Origin of the sequence: Litoreibacter albidus, from assembly GCF_900107015.1 — a bacterium.
Classification (GTDB): Bacteria; Pseudomonadota; Alphaproteobacteria; order Rhodobacterales; family Rhodobacteraceae; genus Litoreibacter; species Litoreibacter albidus.
On record NZ_FNOI01000005.1, the window covers coordinates 160420 to 180805 of the forward strand.

General features: G+C 60.0%; 18 protein-coding genes and 1 tRNA gene. 11 read left to right on the forward strand and 8 right to left on the reverse strand.

Features of this window, described 5'->3' with window-relative positions:
* Nucleotides 1-147: 147 nt before the first annotated feature.
* From xsc to BLW66_RS12960, 5 genes are all read left to right on the forward strand, one after another.
* Nucleotides 148-1917: a sulfoacetaldehyde acetyltransferase gene (gene xsc, locus BLW66_RS12940; RefSeq protein ID WP_089947584.1), complete on the forward strand. Its 1770-nt coding sequence runs from the start codon at nt 148-150 to the stop codon at nt 1915-1917.
* An 88-nt stretch (nt 1918-2005) separates the two neighbouring features.
* Complete coding sequence (locus BLW66_RS12945; RefSeq protein ID WP_089947585.1) at nt 2006-2953, forward strand: phosphate acyltransferase; 948 nt, start codon at nt 2006-2008, stop codon at nt 2951-2953.
* 14 nt (nt 2954-2967) lie between these two features.
* Nucleotides 2968-5778: a molybdopterin oxidoreductase family protein gene (locus BLW66_RS12950; RefSeq protein WP_089947586.1), complete on the forward strand. Its 2811-nt coding sequence runs from the start codon at nt 2968-2970 to the stop codon at nt 5776-5778.
* An 82-nt stretch (nt 5779-5860) separates the two neighbouring features.
* On the forward strand, nt 5861-6604 hold the full coding sequence (locus tag BLW66_RS12955) for a 4Fe-4S dicluster domain-containing protein (protein WP_089947587.1): 744 nt from the start codon (nt 5861-5863) through the stop codon (nt 6602-6604).
* Entirely contained in the window at nt 6604-7479 is an 876-nt protein-coding gene (locus tag BLW66_RS12960) for a dimethyl sulfoxide reductase anchor subunit family protein (protein ID WP_089947588.1), read from the forward strand. The genes BLW66_RS12955 and BLW66_RS12960 overlap by 1 nt, the downstream gene beginning before the upstream one ends.
* 75 nt (nt 7480-7554) lie before the next feature.
* Here the strand turns inward: BLW66_RS12960 and BLW66_RS12965 are convergent, their stop codons facing one another.
* From BLW66_RS12965 to BLW66_RS12990, 6 genes are all read right to left on the reverse strand, one after another.
* Entirely contained in the window at nt 7555-8247 is a 693-nt protein-coding gene (locus BLW66_RS12965) for a phosphatidylserine decarboxylase (RefSeq protein WP_170833476.1), read from the reverse strand.
* A gap of 68 nt (nt 8248-8315) precedes the next feature.
* Nucleotides 8316-9104, reverse strand: a complete 789-nt coding sequence (locus tag BLW66_RS12970) for a CDP-alcohol phosphatidyltransferase family protein (protein WP_089947589.1) — start codon at nt 9102-9104, stop codon at nt 8316-8318.
* A gap of 191 nt (nt 9105-9295) precedes the next feature.
* Entirely contained in the window at nt 9296-10603 is a 1308-nt protein-coding gene (gene hisD / locus BLW66_RS12975; RefSeq protein ID WP_089947590.1) for a histidinol dehydrogenase, read from the reverse strand.
* Nucleotides 10604-10720: 117 nt separating this feature from the next.
* Entirely contained in the window at nt 10721-11272 is a 552-nt protein-coding gene (locus BLW66_RS12980) for a hypothetical protein (RefSeq protein ID WP_089947591.1), read from the reverse strand.
* 51 nt (nt 11273-11323) lie between these two features.
* The gene (locus BLW66_RS12985) at nt 11324-12766 is read right to left on the reverse strand and encodes an NAD-dependent succinate-semialdehyde dehydrogenase (protein ID WP_089947592.1); all 1443 of its coding nucleotides are present in this window, start codon (nt 12764-12766) and stop codon (nt 11324-11326) included.
* A 6-nt stretch (nt 12767-12772) separates the two neighbouring features.
* The gene (locus tag BLW66_RS12990) at nt 12773-13759 is read right to left on the reverse strand and encodes an aldose epimerase family protein (protein ID WP_244508643.1); all 987 of its coding nucleotides are present in this window, start codon (nt 13757-13759) and stop codon (nt 12773-12775) included.
* Nucleotides 13760-13914: 155 nt separating this feature from the next.
* Between BLW66_RS12990 and BLW66_RS12995 the strand changes: the two genes are divergently transcribed.
* On the forward strand, nt 13915-14826 hold the full coding sequence (locus BLW66_RS12995) for a 2-dehydro-3-deoxygalactonokinase (protein ID WP_089947594.1): 912 nt from the start codon (nt 13915-13917) through the stop codon (nt 14824-14826).
* Nucleotides 14827-14870: 44 nt separating this feature from the next.
* Complete coding sequence (locus BLW66_RS13000; RefSeq protein ID WP_089947595.1) at nt 14871-15731, forward strand: SMP-30/gluconolactonase/LRE family protein; 861 nt, start codon at nt 14871-14873, stop codon at nt 15729-15731.
* 48 nt (nt 15732-15779) lie between these two features.
* On the opposite strand, the gene BLW66_RS13005 is transcribed toward BLW66_RS13000, so the two are convergent.
* A tRNA-Met gene (locus BLW66_RS13005) sits at nt 15780-15856 on the reverse strand.
* Between the two features lie 111 nt (nt 15857-15967).
* Between BLW66_RS13005 and BLW66_RS13010 the strand changes: the two genes are divergently transcribed.
* Entirely contained in the window at nt 15968-17374 is a 1407-nt protein-coding gene (locus tag BLW66_RS13010; protein WP_089947596.1) for an FAD-binding oxidoreductase, read from the forward strand.
* On the opposite strand, the gene BLW66_RS13015 is transcribed toward BLW66_RS13010, so the two are convergent.
* Nucleotides 17371-18072 (reverse strand): HAD family hydrolase, encoded by a 702-nt coding sequence (locus BLW66_RS13015; RefSeq protein ID WP_089947597.1) that lies wholly within the window; start codon nt 18070-18072, stop codon nt 17371-17373. The two genes, BLW66_RS13010 and BLW66_RS13015, sit on opposite strands and share 4 nt — an antisense overlap.
* Before the next feature lie 113 nt (nt 18073-18185).
* Between BLW66_RS13015 and clpS the strand changes: the two genes are divergently transcribed.
* From clpS to BLW66_RS13030, 3 genes are read left to right on the forward strand one after another with little or no spacing between them, the layout of a single operon-like run.
* A complete protein-coding gene (gene clpS, locus BLW66_RS13020) occupies nt 18186-18506 on the forward strand; it encodes an ATP-dependent Clp protease adapter ClpS (RefSeq protein WP_089947653.1) in 321 nt (106 codons plus the stop codon).
* Between the two features lie 22 nt (nt 18507-18528).
* Nucleotides 18529-19539 carry a class I SAM-dependent methyltransferase gene (locus BLW66_RS13025; RefSeq protein WP_089947598.1) on the forward strand — a complete coding sequence of 337 codons (1011 nt, stop codon included), beginning with the start codon at nt 18529-18531 and terminating at the stop codon, nt 19537-19539.
* Between the two features lie 39 nt (nt 19540-19578).
* On the forward strand, nt 19579-20385 hold the full coding sequence (locus BLW66_RS13030; RefSeq protein WP_089947599.1) for an SDR family NAD(P)-dependent oxidoreductase: 807 nt from the start codon (nt 19579-19581) through the stop codon (nt 20383-20385).
* Nucleotide 20386: the final 1 nt, after the last annotated feature.

The window sequence follows — 20386 nt, forward strand, 5'->3', positions numbered from 1 at the left end:
GGCAATCGCGACTGCGACGCTTATTTTGGATATACAAACCAGATAAACTGGTCATAACACAACGTTGCCCGTCGGCATAACTTCCGTCCAGACATCTGCAAAACGGGCACCTGCGCCCGCATTTCACCACATTGGGAGTTCGCCACCATGAAGATGACGACCGAAGAGGCCTTCGTAAAAACGCTGCAAATGCATGGCATCCGCCACGCCTTCGGCATTATTGGCTCTGCAATGATGCCAATTTCGGACTTGTTCCCGACCGCTGGCATCAAATTCTGGGACTGCGCCCACGAGATGACCGCCGGTATGATGGCAGACGGCTACACCCGCGCGACTGGTGAAATGTCCATGATGGTTGCCCAAAACGGCCCCGGCATCACGAACTTCGTGACCTCGGTGAAGACCGCCTACTGGAACCACACGCCGCTGCTGTTGGTCACGCCACAGGCTGCCAACAAAACCATCGGCCAAGGCGGCTTCCAAGAAATGGAACAGATGAACCTGTTCAAAGATTGCGTCGCCTACCAAGAAGAGGTCCGCGACCCTAGCCGCATCGCGGAAACTTTGAACCGCTGCATCATGCAAGCGCACCGCGCGTCCGCGCCTGTTCAGATCAACATCCCACGTGATTTCTGGACCCAAGTGATCGACATCGAACTGCCCGTCGCAGTCGAATTCGAACGCCCAGCAGGCGGCCAAGAGGCCGTTGCAAAAGCCGCAGAGCTTCTGTCCTCCGCGAAATTCCCTGTGATCCTGAACGGCGCTGGCGTTGTTCTGGCTGGCGGCATCGAGGCCTCCCAAAAGTTGGCAGAAGCGCTTGATGCGCCCGTGTGTGTTGGCTACCAGCACAATGACGCCTTCCCGGGCAATCACCCGCTGTTCGCAGGTCCGCTCGGCTACAACGGCTCCAAGGCCGGTATGGAGCTGATCTCCAAAGCTGACGTTGTGCTTGCGTTGGGCTCTCGCTTGAACCCGTTCTCGACCCTGCCGGGTTACGGCATTGATTACTGGCCAACAGACGCAAAGATCATCCAAGTCGACCTGAACCCCGACCGCATCGGCCTCACCAAAAAGGTCACCGTCGGCATCGTGGGTGACGCCAAGAAAGTAGCGGAAGGCATCCTGTCGCAACTGAGCGATGGCGCTGGTGACGCTGGCCGCGCCGATCGCAAGAACCTGATCGCGCAAACCAAATCCGCTTGGGCGCAGGAATTGACCTCCCTTGACCACGAGGACGACGATCCGGGCACCACATGGAACGAACGCGCCCGTTCGCGCGAGCCGAACAAGATGTCCCCCCGCCAAGCATGGCGCGCCATCCAATCGGCCCTGCCGAAGAACGCGATCATTTCGTCCGACATCGGCAATAACTGCGCTATCGGCAACGCTTACCCATCGTTCGAGGATGGCCGCAAGTATCTGGCACCCGGCCTGTTCGGCCCCTGCGGCTATGGCTTCCCCGCCATCGCCGGCGCGAAGATCGGCTGCCCAGATGTTCCGGTTGTAGGCTTCGCCGGTGACGGCGCGTTCGGCATCTCGATGAACGAAATGGTATCCGTCGGGCGTGGTAACTGGCCTGCCATGACCATGGTGATCTTCCGCAACTACCAATGGGGCGCAGAAAAGCGCAACACGACGCTTTGGTTCGACGATAACTTCGTCGGCACAGAGTTGGACACCAACGTCTCCTACGCCAAAATTGCCGATGCGTGCGGCCTGAAAGGCGTACAGGTCGACAGCATGGAAGGTTTGACCGACGCGCTGAACACAGCAATCAAAGGTCAGATGGAAGGCAATGTAACCACTTTCATCGAGGTTCTTTTGAACCAAGAACTGGGTGAGCCCTTCCGCCGCGATGCAATGAAGAAACCGGTTGCAGTTGCAGGCGTAACAGCATCCGATATGGCAGCCGAGTAACCCTCGCACCATACGAACACCCTACCCGCCCCAAGAAATTGGGGCGGGTTTCGTGGTGAAAAGCCGTGTTTTTGGGAGAGAGACCGCTATGACCACCAACAATCCATTCTTGTCCCAACGCGAGGCCGCTTGCCCCGATTGGCTCTTGGACATGGCGCAAAAAGCCGCCACCCCCCGCGTCGCCATCGCACGCGCCGGTGCCCCCCTCCCGATGGAGGCCGCGCGCGATGCGACGCAGGCTAACATCATGGAGCCGGTTTTCACCGGTGAGCGCGCATTGATCGAAGCAGAAGCCGAAAAGCTGGGCTGGGACATTTCACAGTTCCAACTCATCGAGGCCGAAGGCGAACAGGAAAGCGGCATGGCCGCCGCGATGGCCTGCGGCGAAGGCCGCGCCGACGTCATGATGAAAGGCCAACTGCATTCCGACACTTTCATGCGCGCCGCTTTGGCGCGCGACGCGGGGCTGCGCACGGGGAACCGTCTGGTTCACATCTTCCACATCACCCACCCGGACGGCGGGAAGTCCATCACCATCTCCGACGCAGCTGTGAACGTGTCCCCCAACATTGAGACCCGCAAAGACGCTACGCGGGAAGTCGTAAACCTGCTTCAAACACTGGGGACTGACCGCCCGAAAATCGCGTTCTTGTCTGCGACGGAAAGCGTACTGCCAGCGGTCCCGTCCTCCGTTGAAGCCGATGAACTCGCCACATGGGCCAAGGCGGAGATAAGCGGCGCGGACTTCTCCGGCCCCCTCGCGCTTGACCTGATTTTGTCACCCGCCGCCGTTGCCACCAAGAAAATGACAGCTGATCCCGTGGCAGGTCAGGCCGACGCCATCATCGTGCCGGACATCGTGTCAGGAAACTCGCTGTTTAAATCGCTCGTCTACCTCACCGGCGGGTGCGCCGCCGGTATCGTCATGGGGGCCAAGGTTCCTGTGCTGTTGACCTCCCGTGCCGATCCGCCTGCCGCGCGCATGGCATCGTGCTGCCTCGCCGCCATCGTCAACGCCGCCCACCGCAACAGCTGACCGGAGCCAATTCCATGAACCAACCCGTGATCGACCTGTCCCCGAAAGTCAGCGACGAAATCCGCAAAACCACTTGCTACATGTGCGCCTGCCGTTGCGGGATCAACGTGCACATGAAGGAAGGAAAAGTCGCCTATATCGAGGGCAACCGCGACCATCCCGTCAATCAGGGTGTGCTCTGCGCCAAGGGCTCTGCTGGCATCATGCAGCACAACGCGCCCTCACGCTTGAAGGCCCCGATGAAACGGGTCGGCCCGCGTGGCTCCGGCGAATTCGAGACGATCACATGGGACGAAGCCTACGACATCGCGACCAACATCCTGAAACCGATCCGTGAAACGGCCCCTGAGAAGCTGGCCTTCTTCACCGGCCGCGACCAGTCGCAAAGCTTCACCTCCCTCTGGGCGCAGGGTTTTGGTACGCCCAACTACGCAGCCCACGGCGGGTTTTGTTCCGTCAACATGGCTGCGGCTGGCATCTATACAATGGGCGGGGCGTTTTGGGAGTTCGGCCAACCCGACTGGGACCGCACCAAAATGGTGATGATCTTCGGCGTCGCGGAGGACCACGACAGCAACCCGATCAAAATGGGTCTCGGCAAGGTCAAGGCGCGAGGCGCGAAGGTTTACGGCGTGAACCCGATCCGCTCCGGCTACAACGCCGTTGCCGATGAATGGGTCGGCATCACACCGGGCACGGACGGGCTGTTTATCCTGTCCCTCATCCATGAACTGTTCAAAGCGGGCAAACTGGACCTCGACTATTTGGCGCAATTCACCAATGCGCCCGTGCTGGTGAATGGCGATGAGAAATCCGAAGACTTCGGCCTGTTGATGCGCGACGCAGATAACAAGCTAATGGTTATGGACCGCGCCACCGGAAAGCCTGCCGCCTATGATGCGATGGGTGTCAAACCTGATCTGGCGGGCTCTTTGCGCGAGGCGGGCGTTACCCACCGCTCTGTCTTCCAGCACATGGCAGAAAAATATCTGGACCCACAGTACGCCCCCGAAGCCGTGGCAGGCCGTACCGGTCTCGCCCCAGAGCGTATCAAGCGCATCGCCGCCGAACTCGCCGATGTGGCGTTCAACCAAGCGATTGAGCTGGACCGTGAGTGGATTGATTTTCGCGGCCACAAACACACTAAAATGGTCGGTCGTCCGGTGTCGTTCCACGCAATGCGCGGAATTTCCGCACATGCCAACGGCTTCCAAACCTGCCGCGCTTTGCACGTGTTGCAGATCATCCTTGGAAGCGTGGAGACCCCCGGCGGCATGCGCTTCAAGCCGCCCTATCCCAAACCCCCAGAGGCGCACCCAAAGCCGCACTACGGCGTAACGCCGGGTCAAGCCCTTGACGGTCCGCATCTGGGCTTCACCCACGGCCCAGAAGATCTTTGCCTGCGCGAAGACGGCTCCCCCGCACGGATCGACAAGGCCTTCACATGGGAAAACCCCATGTCCAGCCACGGCATGATGCATATGGTCATCTCCAACGCGCATGCGGGCAATCCCTACAAGATCGACACGCTGTTCATGTATATGGCGAACATGTCGTGGAACTCCTCGATGAACACGCGCGGTGTAATCGAGATGCTCACAGACACGGATGACGACGGGAATTACGTAATCCCCAACATCATCTACTCGGACGCCTATAGCTCGGAGATGGTCGCCTACGCAGATCTGATCCTGCCCGATACGACGTACCTCGAACGCCACGATTGCATCAGCCTGCTGGATCGCCCGATCTGCGAAGCCGACGCCGTGGCCGACGCCATCCGCTGGCCCGTAGTGGAGCCTGACCGCGACGTAAAAGGCTTCCAGTCTGCGCTGTGTGATCTTGGCGGCCGCCTTGGCCTACCCGGCTTTGTAAATGAGGACGGCTCGCAGAAATACAAAGATTACGCGGACTATATCACCAACCACATCCGTCGTCCCGGCGTCGGCCCATTGGCAGGTTTCCGTGGCAACGGCGACGATCACGGGCGCGGCGATAGCAACCCCGCGCAACTTGATCGCTACATCGAAAACGGTGGCTTCTGGGTGGAGCACGTCCCTGAAGAGTCTGCGTTCTACAAGCCGTGGAACATGGCTTACCAAGACTGGGCTGTGAAGAAGTCCTTTTTCGATAAACCCATGCCCTACCTCTTCAACCTCTATGTTGAACCCATGCGCAAATTCCAGCTCGCCGCGGAAGGCATCGGCACCCGCCAACCTCCAGAGCACTTGCGCGCTCGGATCAAGGCAACAATGGATCCGCTGCCGATCTGGTATTCTAACGAGGATGATAACAAGGCCGACGAATACCCGATCACCGCGCTGACACAGCGCCCGATGGCAATGTATCACTCGTGGGGCTCGCAGAACGCGTGGTTGCGCCAAATCCACGGGCACAATCCCCTCTACGTTCCTCAGAAAATCTGGGACGACAACGACTTTTCGGAAGGGGATTGGGCACGCGTTACATCCCCCCATGGGGAGATCACCGTGCCAGTGGCTTTGCAGAAAGCGTTGAACGACAACACCGTTTGGACATGGAATGCGATCGGCAAGCGCAAAGGCGCTTGGGCCTTGGAAGAAGACGCGCCGGAAACGACCAAAGGCTTCTTGCTGAACCACCTGATCCACGAATTACTGCCGCCGAAAGGTGACGGGCTCCGTTGGGCGAACTCCGATCCGATCACGGGGCAGGCCGCTTGGTTCGACCTAAAGGTTCGCATCGAGAAGACCGCCGCACCCTCTGAAAGCCAACCAAACATGCCCGCGCAAAAGTCGCCGGTTGGCACGGGCCCATCCCACCTAGAATGGAAGGTCGGAAAATGACCAGAAACCAAATTTTCAAAGAAAATTTGCCTGCAGAGTTTCTAAGAAACTCTGATGTTGCCTTTGGCAAAGAGGTGTCGCAATGACAACACTTCCTACGCATACCGAAAAGAAGCTGGGGCTCGTCATCGACCTCGACACATGTGTGGGCTGCCACGCCTGCGTGGTATCCTGCAAAGGCTGGAATACGGAAAACTACGGCGCGCCCCTATCGGATCAAAATCCTTACGGTGCGGACCCGTCCGGCACCTTCCTGAACCGAGTCCATTCCTACGAGGTGACGCCGGACGAAGGTGCGGCGATGACCGTCCACTTTCCCAAGTCCTGCCTGCACTGCGAGGATGCGCCCTGCGTCACAGTGTGCCCAACAGGGGCCAGCTACAAACGTGTAGAAGACGGCATCGTTCTGGTGAACGAAAGCGACTGCATCGGCTGCGGGTTATGTGCTTGGGCTTGCCCCTACGGCGCGCGGGAGATGGATCAAGCCGAAGGCGTGATGAAAAAGTGCACCCTTTGCGTGGACCGCATCTACAACGAAAACCTGCCCGAGATTGACCGCCAACCCGCCTGCGTGCGCACCTGTCCCTCAGGCGCGCGCCACTTTGGAGACCTGGGGGATGCAACCTCCGATGTGTCAAAGCTGGTCGCAGAGCGTGGTGGTATGGATTTGATGCCTGAACTCGGCACAAAACCCGTCAACAAGTACCTGCCTCCCCGCCCGAAGGATGAGCAAATCGACATCTTGGCCCCATTTCTAGACCCCGTCGCCGCGGAGCCAACGGGCTTCCTCGGTTGGCTCGACAAAACACTTGAAAGGATCGGCTGATGCATCCGGCTCCCTCAATCATCTTTTTCACGGTGTTCTCTGGCTTGGGCTTTGGCCTGCTAACATTCCTTGGCTTCGGGAAACCAGACTACTCGGGGTTCACGGCATTCATTTTCTTCCTGATTGCCTATGTCTTTGCCGTCGGCGGGCTGGTCGCCTCCACCTTTCACCTTGGCAATCCGCAGCGCGCCCTTAAGGCGTTTACGCAGTGGCGCACCAGCTGGCTTTCACGGGAGGGCTGCCTTGCCGTCGCAGCGCTCACCGTGATGGGGTTCTATGCCATCGGCGTGGTGTTTCTTGATACGCGCTGGACACTCCTTGGCCTCTTGGGTGCGGCGCTGAGCCTCGCGACGGTGTTTGGCACCTCCATGATCTACACCCAGATTACGACGGTCCCACGGTGGAACCACTGGACAACCCCTGTGCTGTTCATCGGTTACGCCCTCACCGGCGGCGCATTTCTCGCGGGACAAACCTCCATCGCGGCCCCAATGCTGCTCGCCCTCGGGGTGCTTCAATGCGTCGTCTGGATGGTCGGGGACAAGCTGTTCGCGACCTCTGGGTCCACCATAGAGACCGCGACGGGGTTGGGCGCGATGGGCAAGGTTCGCATGTTCGAGGCACCACACAGCTCGAAGAACTATCTGATGAAGGAAATGGTCCACGTCATCGGCCGCAAGCACGCGCGCAAGCTGCGCATTATCGGCGTTTTATGCCTGTCGCTGCTGCCCTATCTTCTGTTGGTCATCCCGCCATTTCACCACCTCCTGTCGCTGTTCGCGCTGCTGTTGCACATTGGCGGCGCGCTGACCCTGCGGTGGCTATTCTTCGCAGAGGCGGAGCACACAGTGGGCCTCTACTACGGCCAGCGCTAATCCTCGCCTGTATACACAAAAGGGGCCCAACCAGTGATGGTGGGCCCCTTCTCTAATCCAGCAGGTTGCCAGTGATCAGATATTAACGCTTTGAACAGGAGTTTGGTCCGCGCGCAGGTCAGCCAGAAGTGTCTCCCCCGCAACGGCTGTGGTGCCGACTGACACGGCGGGCAGGATCCCCTCCGGCAGATACACATCCAGACGGCTGCCGAACCGGATCAGGCCGAAGCGTTCGCCGGTTTGCAGCGCATCACCAATTTTGACAAAGCACACGATGCGGCGCGCCACCAAGCCCGCGATTTGCACGACGCCGATGCGGTGGCCCTCCGCGCCCTCAATCGCTAGGCCGTTGCGCTCGTTATGCTCGCTCGCTTTGTCCAGCGACGCATTCACAAACTTGCCCTTATGGTACGCGATCTGTGTGACCTTGCCGTCCATTGGCGACCGGTTCACGTGGCAGTTGAACACGTTCATGAACACCGAAACACGGTACACGGGGGTATCGCCCAGACCCAGCTCAGGGGGCGGGGCCACCTCAGAGATCAAAGACACAACGCCGTCCGCCGGAGACATCACCAACCCCGCGCGTTGCGGCACCGTGCGCACCGGATCGCGGAAAAAGTAGTAGCACCATACGGTAGCCCCCAATCCCAACCAGAAAAGCGGCTCCCAAACGAGAGCGAGCAGCACGGCGATGATGGCGAATATCGTTACAAATTTGCGGCCTTCGGGGTGCATTGGCACCGCCACAATCTTGAGCATGTTCATTTCTAAATCCTGTCCTTTGCGGGGCTGGCACGGTCAGTGACAGTAAAGCAGGCGCAGGGCAAGTGCGCCTAAGGGTTAGCGGTCCGCGATTTACGCTCACGCATATAGGACACGGGCAGCGACCCCAGATACATCAAGTTTGCGAAAATGAAGGTGTGCCACGGGTAAACCATTAGGCAAATCACCAAAATGGCGGAGCCAATCGCGATCATTGGCAGCAGGTTCCTGTTCACCGAGGCGTGCTTGATGGAGAACGTGGGGACTGTACTCACAGCCAAAAGCGCGATGGCGATCACATAGATTGCAATAACATGAGAGTGTTCCCCGAGGTCACGCCAGCCGACAAGGCTGATGAACACCGGCATCAACGCCAAGGACGCCAAGGCGGGGGCCGGAACCCCCACGAAGTAGTCTTTTTGACCCACAACAGGCGGCAACGACAGCCCCACGTTAAAGCGCGCCAGACGCAAAGCGCAGCAAATCGCCAGAACGAGACAGCTTAACCAGCCTAGGTTCTGGTAGTCTGACGCATGGTAGAACGCGTTATAGATCAGCAATCCCGGCGCGATGCCGAAGTTGAAGAAATCCGCGAGCGTATCCAACTCCGCGCCGAACGGGCTGGCGGTATCCAGATAGCGGGCGATTTTGCCGTCAGCAGCGTCAAGAAATACCGCCAGCATGATCAAATACAGCGCTGCCGAAATATTACCCTCGATGCTCATGCGCAGCGACGTCAGGCCCGCACAGATTGCGAACACCGTCACAAGGCTTGGCACGATGTGGCGTATCTTGATGCGCCGTTCCGTCGTGACCGGTGCTAGGGAGGCTTTGTTTTTCTTGTCTTGCTTAACGCTCATGTCTTCTACGGTCTCAACCTAGGAGGTTCAAAATCCATGCGAGTTCTACTTGTAGCATGGCAACGGGTTGCAGGTCATTAGCATTGCACTCGCTCCGCGCCTAGCGCTGAGTGACCGCAAACTAACACAGCCGCAAAACCAAAAACACCGGCGCGCTGGCCGGTGTTGTACAATTCGTGCTGAAAGAGTGCCTAGTCAACGCGCTCCTGATGCGCGACCTCAAAGCCCCAGTCGTCGGTTTTACCAAACTTCTGAAGCCGCCAGTCACACGCCCGCGCGTGGGCGTCCATTCCCTCTGTCCGCGACAACCGCGAGGCGACGCTCGACATCATCGGATCGGCGTCTGTCCTGATTTCCTGCCACGTCAGAACCTTCAGGAACTTCATCACGTTCAGCCCGCCTGTGTAGCGGGCGGCTTGCCGTGTCGGCAAAATGTGGTTGGTGCCAGAGCATTTGTCGCCATGCGTCACGGTGGAGCCTTCACCAAGGAACAGCGAGCCATAGTTGCGCAGTCGCGTTTTCCACCACTCCAAGTCTTCCGCCTGCACCTGCAAGTGTTCGCACGCATATCTGTCCGACACTTCCGCCATCTGCTCACGGTCGTCGCATATCACGATTTCGCCGTGGTTCGCCCACGCCTCTGCCGCGACTTCGCCCGTGGGCCAGTCCTTGGCGATCTGCGGCAGGATACGGTGTACCGTCTCGGCCAGCTCTGCCGAGGTTGTGAACAGCCACACCGGAGACGTCGTGCCATGCTCCGCTTGCGATAACAGATCAATCGCCACCGTCATGGGGTCTGCTGTGTCATCTGTAATGACCGCGCTTTCGGTGGGGCCCGCGAACAAATCGATGCCAACACCGCCGAACAACTGAAGCTTCGCCTCTGCCACGAACGCATTCCCAGGTCCGACCAGAATATCTGCGGGCTTGGCCCCGAACAGCCCCATTGCCATAGAAGCCACCGCCTGTACGCCGCCCATCTCCAAGATCAGGTCAGCGCCCGCCAAATCCATCGCATAGGCGACGGCGGGGTCGATCGCGTCGCCCCGCGGTGGCGATGCGGCCACGACAAACGGCACACCTGCGGCGCGGGCCGTCGCCACGCTCATCAACGCGGAGGCCACATGCGCATACCGTCCACCCGGCACATAGCAGCCCGCGCAGTCCACAGGCACACAACGCTGGCCAAGGGTCACACCCGGCTCTGTGTCGATCTGAAAGTCGGTCAGGCTGGCGCGCTGCGCTTTCGCGAAACGCATGATCTGGGTGTGAGCGAACTGGATGTCCTGCTTGGCTTGCTCGGACACCTGCGCGATCAGCTTGGCTTTCTTCTCATCCGATAGGGCGAAGTCCTGCGTCCACCCGTCAAGGTCTTTGGCGTAGCCACGCACGGCGCTTTCACCGTTCTCGCGGATGTTCGCCAGCATGTCTTCAACAATGGCACGTGTTTTGCGGTCAGCGTCCAGCTTGTCCACTTGCGGGGATTTGAGATGTTGCATCGGTGCGGCCTCGCTCTTGTGATCGTTAGATCAAGGCATGTTGCAGCGCCGCACGTCGCGCAAACAATAATCGGAGAATCTGCGCAACTTTCAAGAAACCCGAAGGCAAGGTTTCATCTAGCCCGTCCCCTCAGCGTCGGGAGCATCAACGGCCAGCACTTTCAGGCGGGCCAAGGGTATCAACGGAACCGGCTGCGGCGCAGCCAGCCGCGCCATCCCCGTGGCGGTTTTAGACACCATAACCGTATGCGCATCCGGTCGGCTGACCTGCGACGCAAAGCCGTAAACCTGCTCTATACGCAGCAGCAGCGGCCACAAAAGCTGCGGCCACGCCAGCCCGTGCAGGACAACCCGCGTGGCCCCGTCTACAAATGCCGCACTAAGCTGCGGGGCCGCCATCACGATGCTCGCCCCGTCGATGACTTTATGCTCCAGCGTACCTTCAACGCGCACCGGCAAATGTGGGCCTTCCAGCGCCGCCACAGCCATCGCAAAAAGTGACGGGTCACTCATCAACAGCGCCGCCATACCCGCAAAATCCGCTGCGATGTCCAACGGCAACTTCACACCTAGGCCTGCGCGCAGCAGTAAGTCTTGGATGTCCTGAACCGAACGGGCTTCAGCCACGTACTCGGGACCATCCGCCAAAAACTCGTCGATCCAGCTCATGACGCGTCAGCACAGGGCGGCAGCGCCGCCCCATGTTGGTTTTCCAGCAGCTTAAAAATCCACCGCCGTGTATTTGACGTCCATATAGTCGGCCAGCCCTTGGCTGCCGCCCTCCTTGCCAAGCCCGCTTTCCTTCACGCCACCAAACGGCGCTTCCACGGTGGTGATCAAGCCGGAGTTCACGCCGATCATCCCGTATTGCAGCTTCGCGTTGAGCTTGAAAATCCGGCCCACATCGCGCGTGTAAGCATAGGACGCCAATCCGAAATCGGTGTCATTGGCCCACGCAATCGCGTCGTCTTCATCCTCAAAGCGAAAGACCGGCGCGAGTGGCCCGAAAATCTCTTCCTTGGCGAATTTCATGTCTTGCGTGGCCTCGGTCACAACCGTGGGTTCAAAGAAGCTATGCCCCTTCCCGTGGCGGCTGCCACCGGTCACAACCTTGCCGCCTTTTGCGGTGGCGTCGGCCACGAATTCTTCCACCTTGGCGACTGCGTCCATGTCGATCAGCGGACCCTGCTCCACGCCGTCCTCGCGGCCGTCACCGACCTTCAGGTTCTCAACAGCGACCTTCAGCTTTTCCACGAACTCATCGTAGACGCCGGATTGCACATAAATACGGTTCGCGCAGACACAAGTTTGGCCAGAGTTGCGGAACTTCGACACCATCGCGCCCTTCACGGCGGCGTCCACATCCGCGTCGTCGAACACCAAGAACGGCGCGTTGCCGCCCAACTCCATCGACACTTTCTTCACCGTATCGGCGGACTGGCGGATCAGCTCTTTGCCCACTTCGGTAGAGCCGGTGAACGTCACCTTGCGCACGCGCGCATCGTCCATAATCGCGCCGCCGATCTTGCGCGCGGAGCCCGTCACCACGTTAACGGCGCCTTTAGGATATCCGACCTCTTCGGCCAAAGCCCCCCACGCCAAACCGCTGTAGGGCGTCGCGGTGGCGGGCTTCGCCACGACCGTACAACCAACAGCCAGCGCCGGTGCAATCTTGCGCGCCAGCATCGACGACGGGAAGTTCCAAGGTGTAATCATACCCACGACCCCCACCGGATGGTTGGTCACCAAGAACCGGCGACCGTTCGTCGGCGCGGGTACAATCTCCCCCTTGGCGCGGCGCACTTCTTCCGCGAACCAGCGCACATACTGCGCGCCGATCCCGATCTCGCCCATAGCCTCCGCCATTGGCTTGCCCATCTCCACGGTCAGCAATTCCGCCAGCGACTTCTGGTTGTCCATCAACGCGTCGTGCAGTTTCCAAAGCAGGCCGACCCGCTCCATCAGCGCCATGCCCGCCAACCCGTCAAACGCAGCCGACGCCGCATCAATCGCGCGGCGCGTCTCAACGTCGCCGCAGGCAGGAACCGTGCCAATCACTTCGCCCGTCGCGGGGTTGGTCACGTCGATAGTGTCGCCACTGTCCGCGCCGACCCATTCGCCGTTGATGAAGTTGGCTTCTTTCATGTATTTTGCGTAGCTCATACCCTGTTATCCTTTAGAAATCGCGAATTGCGTATGTTGTATGTAGGTCTCGCCCGGGTGCAAAACAGCCGTGGGAAACCCTTCGTTGTTGATAGCGTCGGGCCAGACTTGCGGCTCCAGCGCCACGCCGGCATTCGCGCCGTAGCGCCGCCCGCCCAGCCCAACCGGCTCAACCGCCATTTTGAAGGCATCATAGACCTGAAGCCCCGCCTCGGTCGAGCGCATCTCCATCGACACCCCCGACATGAGCGACCGTAGCGACCCGATCCGCCGCAACGGTCGGCGCGCATCAGACAGGCACAGGTTGTGGTCAATGAAAACGTCGTCATGGATCGGGCGTTCTGTGCGGAAATCATAGCGGGAGCCGGTGACGTCCCGCGCCTCCCCCGTTGGGATAAACCCCTCGTCCACCACGCTCATCCGGTCCGCGTCAACCTGCATTACATGCGCGGCAGTGGACGGCGCGCCGTCCAAGTTCCAGTAGCTGTGATGCGCAAAATTGCACAAAGTCGGCGCGTCCGTCGTGGCCTCGATCTTGATATCCAACACCCCGCCCGCAAGGCAGGCGTAGGTGCAACGCACGGTCATATTTCCGGGGTAGCCCATTTCGCCGTCCGCCAGATCAAGGCGCAGCGTGATCCGGTCCGGCTGCACGTCCGCCACCGTCCAATTGCGTTTTCCGGCCCCCAATGCGCCGCCGTGCAGGTGGTGGCGTCCCTCAAAGTTCCGGTCCAGTTGATAGGTCACGCCGTCCAGCTCGAAGCGTCCCTCGCCCGTTCGATTGGCGCTGCGCCCGACAATCGCGCCAAAGTAGGAGCTGTCCGTCAGGTAGGGCGCGAAGCTGTCGAACCCCAGCACCAGTGGCGGCGCGTGCCCGTCCAGCCGCAAGTCCTGCAATGTCGCCCCGAACGACATCACATGCGCAACCAATCCGCCGCCTTCAATGCGGTGGCGCGATACCGCGCTCCCGTCCGGCATTTGTCCAAAACTCAACAGATCGATCCTCTTTGCTTTGACGCGCAGTCAGTGTTCCGACGCACCAAAGCCGACCCTGCGGCAAGCTGCAAGCAACGTTCCGGTATGTGACCCTGTTTTGATCCGCTCAGGGGGGGCTTGGCCCGCGCCATTTGTGTGCTACTAACCGATGCATGTCAGAACAGCTTACATTTCCCGATTGGATTGCCGTCGACTGGGGCACCTCCAGCCTAAAGGTTTGGGCTATGGGCGCGGACGGCACCGTTTTGGCACAAAACCACTCGGGGCAAGGCACGGATGACACCGCGCCGGATGACTTCGAGGTCACGTTGCTGACCCACATCGCCCCTTGGCTTGGCCGTGACCACACGCCTGTGATTGCTTGCGGCATGGTCGGGGCTGCGCACGGTTGGGCGCAGGTGCCCCACCGCGCGGTGCCCTGCGCGCCCCTGGGCACGCCACAAACGGTAACTTGCCGCGATGCCCGCATCTCCATGCACATTCTGCCCGGGTTAATGCAGGAACGCTCCGCCGATATTATGCGCGGGGCAGAGACGCAGATCGCGGGTTTCCTCGCGCAGAATGCGGATTACGACGGCATCATTTGTCTGCCCGGAATTCACACGAAATGGGCGCACATCAGCGCCGGTGAAATCGTGTCGTTCCAGACCTTCATGACCGGAGAACTCTTCGACCTGCTCAGCCGCGCCTCAATGTTGCGCCACTCCATCGGTGAGGGCGGCGGCATCGACCAGGAAGCCTTCACCGGCGCGATAGCAGACACCATCAGCCGCCCCGAAGCCGTGGCCACGCAGCTCTTCAAAATTCGCGCTGTGGATGTGTTGCACACCGCACAGACATCCGTATCCCGCGCGCGCCTGTCCGGCATCTTGCTGGGGTTGGAACTGGCCGCCGCACGACCCTATTGGCTAGGTCAGCCGGTCGCCCTGATGGGTCCGCCCGCCGTGACCGCCCTTTATGACAAAGCCCTGTCCGCCCAAGGCGTCGCCCCGACGCACCACGACATCGACACCGCGACCCTGCAAGGTCTCGGTCTCGCTTACAAAACCCTTTCCACGGGATAACACATGCGCGCGTCTCACCGCGCGCCAAGAAAAATGGTAACGTTATGAGTGCAACAATCCACGACGATCGCGCCTGTATTCTGGGCGAAGGGGCTTTCTGGCACCCGCTGTTGAACAAACTGTTTTGGGTCGACATCATTGGTCGCCGCATGTTGTGCGACGATGGCCGCGCGTGGCAGTTCAACGAACATGTCTCCGCGATCGGCTGGGTCAGTGAAACGGTGTTGCTCATCGCGACAGAGACCGCGTTGATCACGTTCGATCTCACGACGGAGGCCCGACAAACCGTGTGCCCGCTGGAAGCCGACAATCCCGCCACCCGCTCCAACGACGGGCGCGCGGACCCATACGGCGGTTTCTGGATCGGCACGATGGGTAAGAACACGGAGCCGGACGCGGGCGCTATCTACCGCTACTACAAAGGGGAGCTGCGTCGCCTGTTCGCGCCCATCACCATCTCCAATGCCATCTGCTTCACTCCCGACGGGGCCTACGCCTATTTCACCGACACCTATTACGCCCGTGTGATGAAGGTCGCGCTTGATCCTGACGGTTGGCCCTGCGCCCCGCCCTCGCGGATTCTGGACCTCAGCAAAGAAGGCTTCAACCCAGACGGGGCAATCACGACCGCCGATGGCGAACTGCTGATTGCGCAGTGGGGGGCGTCGAACGTTGCTCACTACGGCCCCTTCGGCAACCTGCGCGGCACCTTCGATTTGCCAACGGCGCATATCACCTGCCCCGCCCTTGGCGGCCCCAAGCTATCAACACTATTTGTGACAACGGCGCAGCAAGGCCTCTCACCGGAAGCCCGCGCGGCCCAGCCGGACGCCGGAAAAACCTTTGCCATTGAGACGCCTCTGCGCGGTACGCCTGCGCCGCAAGTCCTTCTGCCCGACAGCTAAATGCGCAACAAAAAACCCGCGGAAGCTTTGAAGCGACCGCGGGTTTATTGGTGGCGTTAGGTGGACTTGAACCACCGACCTAACGATTATGAGTCGTTCGCTCTAACCAACTGAGCTATAACGCCAATGGGCGGGGGATATGAAAACACGGCGTCGGGGTCAAGCGCGAATATTGGGTTTAGCGCTTGCCATTGCGTCCTTTGCGAGAGAACTTCGCGCAAAATACGGAGGATCTCATGACACTGCTGACCAAATTGCGCGAAATCGTGGGTGATTCCCATGTGCTTACGGATGCCGACACCGGCAAATACGACCACGACTGGACTGGAAAATATAAAGCCACGCCAATCGCCGTCATCCGTCCCGCCTCCACGCAAGAGGTCAGCGACGTCGTCAAAGCCTGCGCCGCGTCCAAAACCGCTATTGTGCCCGTGTCCGGCAACACCTCCCTCGCGGGCGGCACCTACGCCAAAGACGCCGTCATGATCTCAATGGAGCGCTTGAACGATATCCGTGAAATCCGCCCTGACGCCCGTATCGCCATCGTTGGTGCGGGGGCGGTTCTGTCGTCGATTCATGACGCCGCCGACGCGCATGATCTGGTATTTCCACTGACCTTCGGGGCCAAAGGCTCCGCGATGATCGGCGGCGCGCTCAGCACCAACGCGGGTGGCTCTAACGTGGTGCGCTATGGCTCCACCCGTGGCCTTTGCCTTGGCCTAGAGGTCGTGTTGCCCGACGGGCAAATCATGAACCTGATGAGTGAGCTGCACAAAGACAACTCCGGCTATGATCTGAAAAACCTGATGATCGGGGCCGAAGGCACCCTTGGCCTGATCACTTCCGCCGTGGTGAAGCTGTTCCCGAAGCCCCGCGCCTATGCGACGGCCATGGTCGCGGTCCCCGCCCTGACGGACGCGCTGACGCTGCTCAACGACCTGCAAGCCGCCACTGGCGGGCTGGTCGAGGCGTTTGAATACATGGATGCGCTCTACATCACGGACTACCTGACGATGTATCCCAAAGCCCGCACGCCCTTCGCCGACGCCCATGACATCAACATCATGGTCGAGATTGGCGCCACCGCGCCCAGCCTGACGGATGTGCAACCCGACGGGACCGTACCGCTCATATCGCTGCTTGAAGAAACGCTTGCCCCGATGATGGAAGACGGGCGCATTCTGGATGCCATTGTCGCCCAAAACGAGACCCAGCGTCGCGAGATGTGGGAGCGCCGCGAGGCCGCTGGCGAGGTCATGCTTTTGCGCAAACCGATGATCAACAACGACATCTGCCTGCCCGTCGATAAGGTCGCCACCTTCTTTGAACGCATCGACCTGCGCTTGGCGGACCTCGACCCGAAGGCGCTCTATTCTTCTGTCAGCCACCTTGGCGACGGCAACATTCACTTCTTGGTGTTCCCCACCAAAGATGATGCCGGTCTTGTCGATCTCCTGACCGAGGCCGTGGAGGAAGTCGTTCTGTCTCTCGGCGGCAGCTTCTCTGCAGAGCACGGGATCGGGCTGACCAAGAAGCCGTCCATGGCGCGGCGCAAAGACAAGGTGGCCCTTGGTGTGATGCGGGCGGTGAAGGCCGCAATCGACCCCGATAACATCATGAACCCGGGCAAGGTTTTGCCCTAGGCCAACTCGGCGACCAACGCCTCCAACTCGCTCAGGTCTTTCATCACCCGAAACTTCGGGTGATCGACCGGCGCGTCGGCACGTTCCATTTCCCACTCGTATTTCGACGGGACATGCACGCCCCAGCCGCCCGCCTCAATGGCGGGCACGACGTCCGATTTCATCGAATTCCCCACCATGATGGCGCGGTCCGGCCCGTGCCCGTGGCGCATGAAAGCGCGGATATATGTGCGCGGGGTTTTGTCGGCGACGATCTCAACGGCGTCAAACATCTCTCCCAAGCCCGATTGCGCCAGCTTGCGTTCCTGATCTAGCAAATCCCCCTTGGTGATCAGCACCAATCTGTAGTCGCGCCCCAAGGCCTCCACCGCCTCCTGCGCGTGGGGCAGCAGGTTCACCGGATGGCGCAGCATCTCCTGCCCAGCCTCGATAATGGTCTGGATAACCGTCGCAGGCACCTTTTCATCCGTCACCTCAATCGCGGTTTCGATCATGGACAGCATAAAGCCCTTGATGCCAAACCCGTAGTGGCCAAGGTTCTTGCGCTCCGACTGCAGCAGGCGCGCCGCAAGGTGGTCGGGGTCGGCATAGTCGCGCAGCAGATCGTAGAAAATATCTTGCGTCAGGCGGAAGAATTCCTCGTTCTGCCAAAGCGTGTCGTCAGCATCGAAGCCGATCGTGGTGATATTGTGACTCATTTCACGCAGCGTCCCCCTTTTCTGGACTCGAGTGTCGCTTATATAGTAGGCCTCGCCAATCGAAAGTCTGTCGCCGCAAGGGAAAGCCAAAAGTGACCCCGTTTGAGACCATCATGTCTGACAAGGATGACGACGCCGAGGGGGATACCTCCGTTGTCACCAAGACCAAGCCAAAGACCAAGCGGCCACCGATGTATAAGGTGATGCTGCTGAACGACGACTACACACCGATGGAGTTCGTTGTCTTGGTGCTGGAAAAATTCTTCGGGATGAACCACGCCCAGTCGGTCGAGATTATGCTGACAGTCCACAAAAAGGGGCTGGCCGTTGTTGGCGTGTTCGCCTTTGAAATTGCCGAAACCAAGGTTGCGCAGGTGATGGAATCCGCACGCCGCAACCAACATCCACTGCAATGCACGATGGAGAAAGAGTAGGCCCCGCGCCTGCCAACCCCTTATGACAGATACCCGTTTTTCACTGGCTTTGGACCAAGACCTCCTGAGCCTACCCGAAGGTGACGTCGCCGTGCTAAATCCCGCAGGCGACATGGACCTCAGCTTTGCCGATGCGGGCAAGCTGCATCTGAACCAAAGCTTCTATCCGGACCACCAAGCATTGGCCTCGCGTGGCTTCAACGTCAGCGTTGATACGCCCGCGTCCGTCACGACCAGCCTTGTGATGTGCCACCGCGCCAAACCCGCCACCTTCGACCTGATCGCCCGCGCCGTAGAGCAAACCGCCACCGGCGGCATCGTCGCTATTGAAGGCGCCAAGACTGATGGCGCGGAATCGGTATTGAAAGCCGTGCGCGCACGCTTTGATGGTGTAGAGGTTTATCCCAAAGCCCACGGCAAGCTGTTCTGGTTCGCCCGCCCCGAAACCCTGCCCGACATGTCGGATTGGGTCGCCAAACCCATCGCGCTTGAGGGCGGCTTTAGCACCTATCCGGGTGTGTTCTCAGCCGATGGCATCGACAAAGGCTCCGCGCTCTTGGCCGAGCATCTGCCGGACCTCAAAGGACCTGTTGCCGACCTTGGCGCGGGCTGGGGCTATCTGGCACGCAAAATTCTCACCTCGGACGGGGTCAAATCGCTTGATCTGGTCGAGGCTGACCACCACGCGCTGGAAGCCGCCAAACGCAACATCACAGACCCGCGCGCGGCGTTCCATTGGGGCGATGTGACCTATCATGTTGGCAGTAACTACGCCGCCGTGGTCTCGAACCCGCCTTTCCACATCGGCCGCAAACCCGCGCCGGAGCTGGGGCAAATGTTCATCCGCCGCGCCGCTGATATGCTGATGCCCAAGGGCCAGTTCTGGATGGTTGCCAACCGCAACCTCCCCTATGAGCAAACGCTGAACGAACGGTTCGGGCAGGTAGACACCATCGCCCAAACCGCAGGCTTCAAAGTGATCTGTGCCCGCCGTCCGATGACTGCGGCGCAAAGCGCTCGCTCGAAACGCTAAAGCACCCTAGTTTGACCCTAACCAACCGGAGGCATGCCAATGTCATTTTCCCTTTCTGGTAAGACCGCCATTGTTACCGGCGCCGCAAACGGGGTCGGCCTCGCTATCGCCCGCCACTTCATCTCCGAGGGCGCGAACGTCATGATGGCGGACCGCGACGAGGATCAGCTCCGCGCCGAGATGGGCGACGTCGCTGGTGAAGACGGCCCTGCGCGCCTGTTCTCCTGTGATTTGCGCGAAAAGCTGTCTCAGGCAAACCTGCTGTCCGCAACCATCGACGCCTTTGACCGCGTGGATATCTTGGTCAACGCCTCCCGTCAGGTGCTCGCCACGGACCCGATGGACGACGAAGACGACTCTATTGAGCAGCTTTTGCAACAGAACCTGATGTCCGGCTTCCGCCTCAGCCAGTTGATTGCCAAGCGGATGATCAAGCAGGCCGAAGACGCCGAAGAAGGCGAAATGGCAGGCTCCATCGTCAACCTCTCGTCCATCGCCGCGCGGCGCTCGCGTCCGGGGCTGATGGGCTATTCAATCTCCTGCGCGGCGCTGGACCAGATGACGCGCACCATGGCCATCGCATTGGCGCCCCAACGTATCCGCGTGAACGCAGTCGCGTTCGGCTCCGTGATGAGTGCCAGCTTGAAGAACTCGCTCAAGGAAACCGACGACCTGCGCGAAGACATCGTGGCCCACACGCCCATGGGCCGCATCGCCCCCGCGTCAGAGGTGGCCGAGGCCGTTCAGTTCCTCTGCTCCCCCGCCGCGAACTTTATCACCGGCGAGATCATGACAGTGGATGGTGGCCGTGCGCTGCTCGACCCTGTGGGCACAGCAGCGCACTAAC

Bases quoted from the DNA above. Each gene is read 5' to 3' on its own strand.
- xsc (WP_089947584.1), top strand. From the start codon at position 148: ATGAAGATGACGACCGAAGAGGCCTTCGTAAAAACGCTGCAAATGCAT.
- BLW66_RS12945 (WP_089947585.1), top strand. From the start codon at position 2,006: ATGACCACCAACAATCCATTCTTGTCCCAACGCGAGGCCGCTTGCCCC.
- BLW66_RS12950 (WP_089947586.1), top strand. From the start codon at position 2,968: ATGAACCAACCCGTGATCGACCTGTCCCCGAAAGTCAGCGACGAAATC.
- BLW66_RS12955 (WP_089947587.1), top strand. From the start codon at position 5,861: ATGACAACACTTCCTACGCATACCGAAAAGAAGCTGGGGCTCGTCATC.
- BLW66_RS12960 (WP_089947588.1), top strand. From the start codon at position 6,604: ATGCATCCGGCTCCCTCAATCATCTTTTTCACGGTGTTCTCTGGCTTG.
- BLW66_RS12965 (WP_170833476.1), bottom strand. From the start codon at position 8,247: ATGAACATGCTCAAGATTGTGGCGGTGCCAATGCACCCCGAAGGCCGC.
- BLW66_RS12970 (WP_089947589.1), bottom strand. From the start codon at position 9,104: ATGAGCGTTAAGCAAGACAAGAAAAACAAAGCCTCCCTAGCACCGGTC.
- hisD (WP_089947590.1), bottom strand. From the start codon at position 10,603: ATGCAACATCTCAAATCCCCGCAAGTGGACAAGCTGGACGCTGACCGC.
- BLW66_RS12980 (WP_089947591.1), bottom strand. From the start codon at position 11,272: ATGAGCTGGATCGACGAGTTTTTGGCGGATGGTCCCGAGTACGTGGCT.
- BLW66_RS12985 (WP_089947592.1), bottom strand. From the start codon at position 12,766: ATGAGCTACGCAAAATACATGAAAGAAGCCAACTTCATCAACGGCGAA.
- BLW66_RS12995 (WP_089947594.1), top strand. From the start codon at position 13,915: ATGTCAGAACAGCTTACATTTCCCGATTGGATTGCCGTCGACTGGGGC.
- BLW66_RS13000 (WP_089947595.1), top strand. From the start codon at position 14,871: ATGAGTGCAACAATCCACGACGATCGCGCCTGTATTCTGGGCGAAGGG.
- BLW66_RS13010 (WP_089947596.1), top strand. From the start codon at position 15,968: ATGACACTGCTGACCAAATTGCGCGAAATCGTGGGTGATTCCCATGTG.
- BLW66_RS13015 (WP_089947597.1), bottom strand. From the start codon at position 18,072: ATGAGTCACAATATCACCACGATCGGCTTCGATGCTGACGACACGCTT.
- clpS (WP_089947653.1), top strand. From the start codon at position 18,186: ATGTCTGACAAGGATGACGACGCCGAGGGGGATACCTCCGTTGTCACC.
- BLW66_RS13025 (WP_089947598.1), top strand. From the start codon at position 18,529: ATGACAGATACCCGTTTTTCACTGGCTTTGGACCAAGACCTCCTGAGC.
- BLW66_RS13030 (WP_089947599.1), top strand. From the start codon at position 19,579: ATGTCATTTTCCCTTTCTGGTAAGACCGCCATTGTTACCGGCGCCGCA.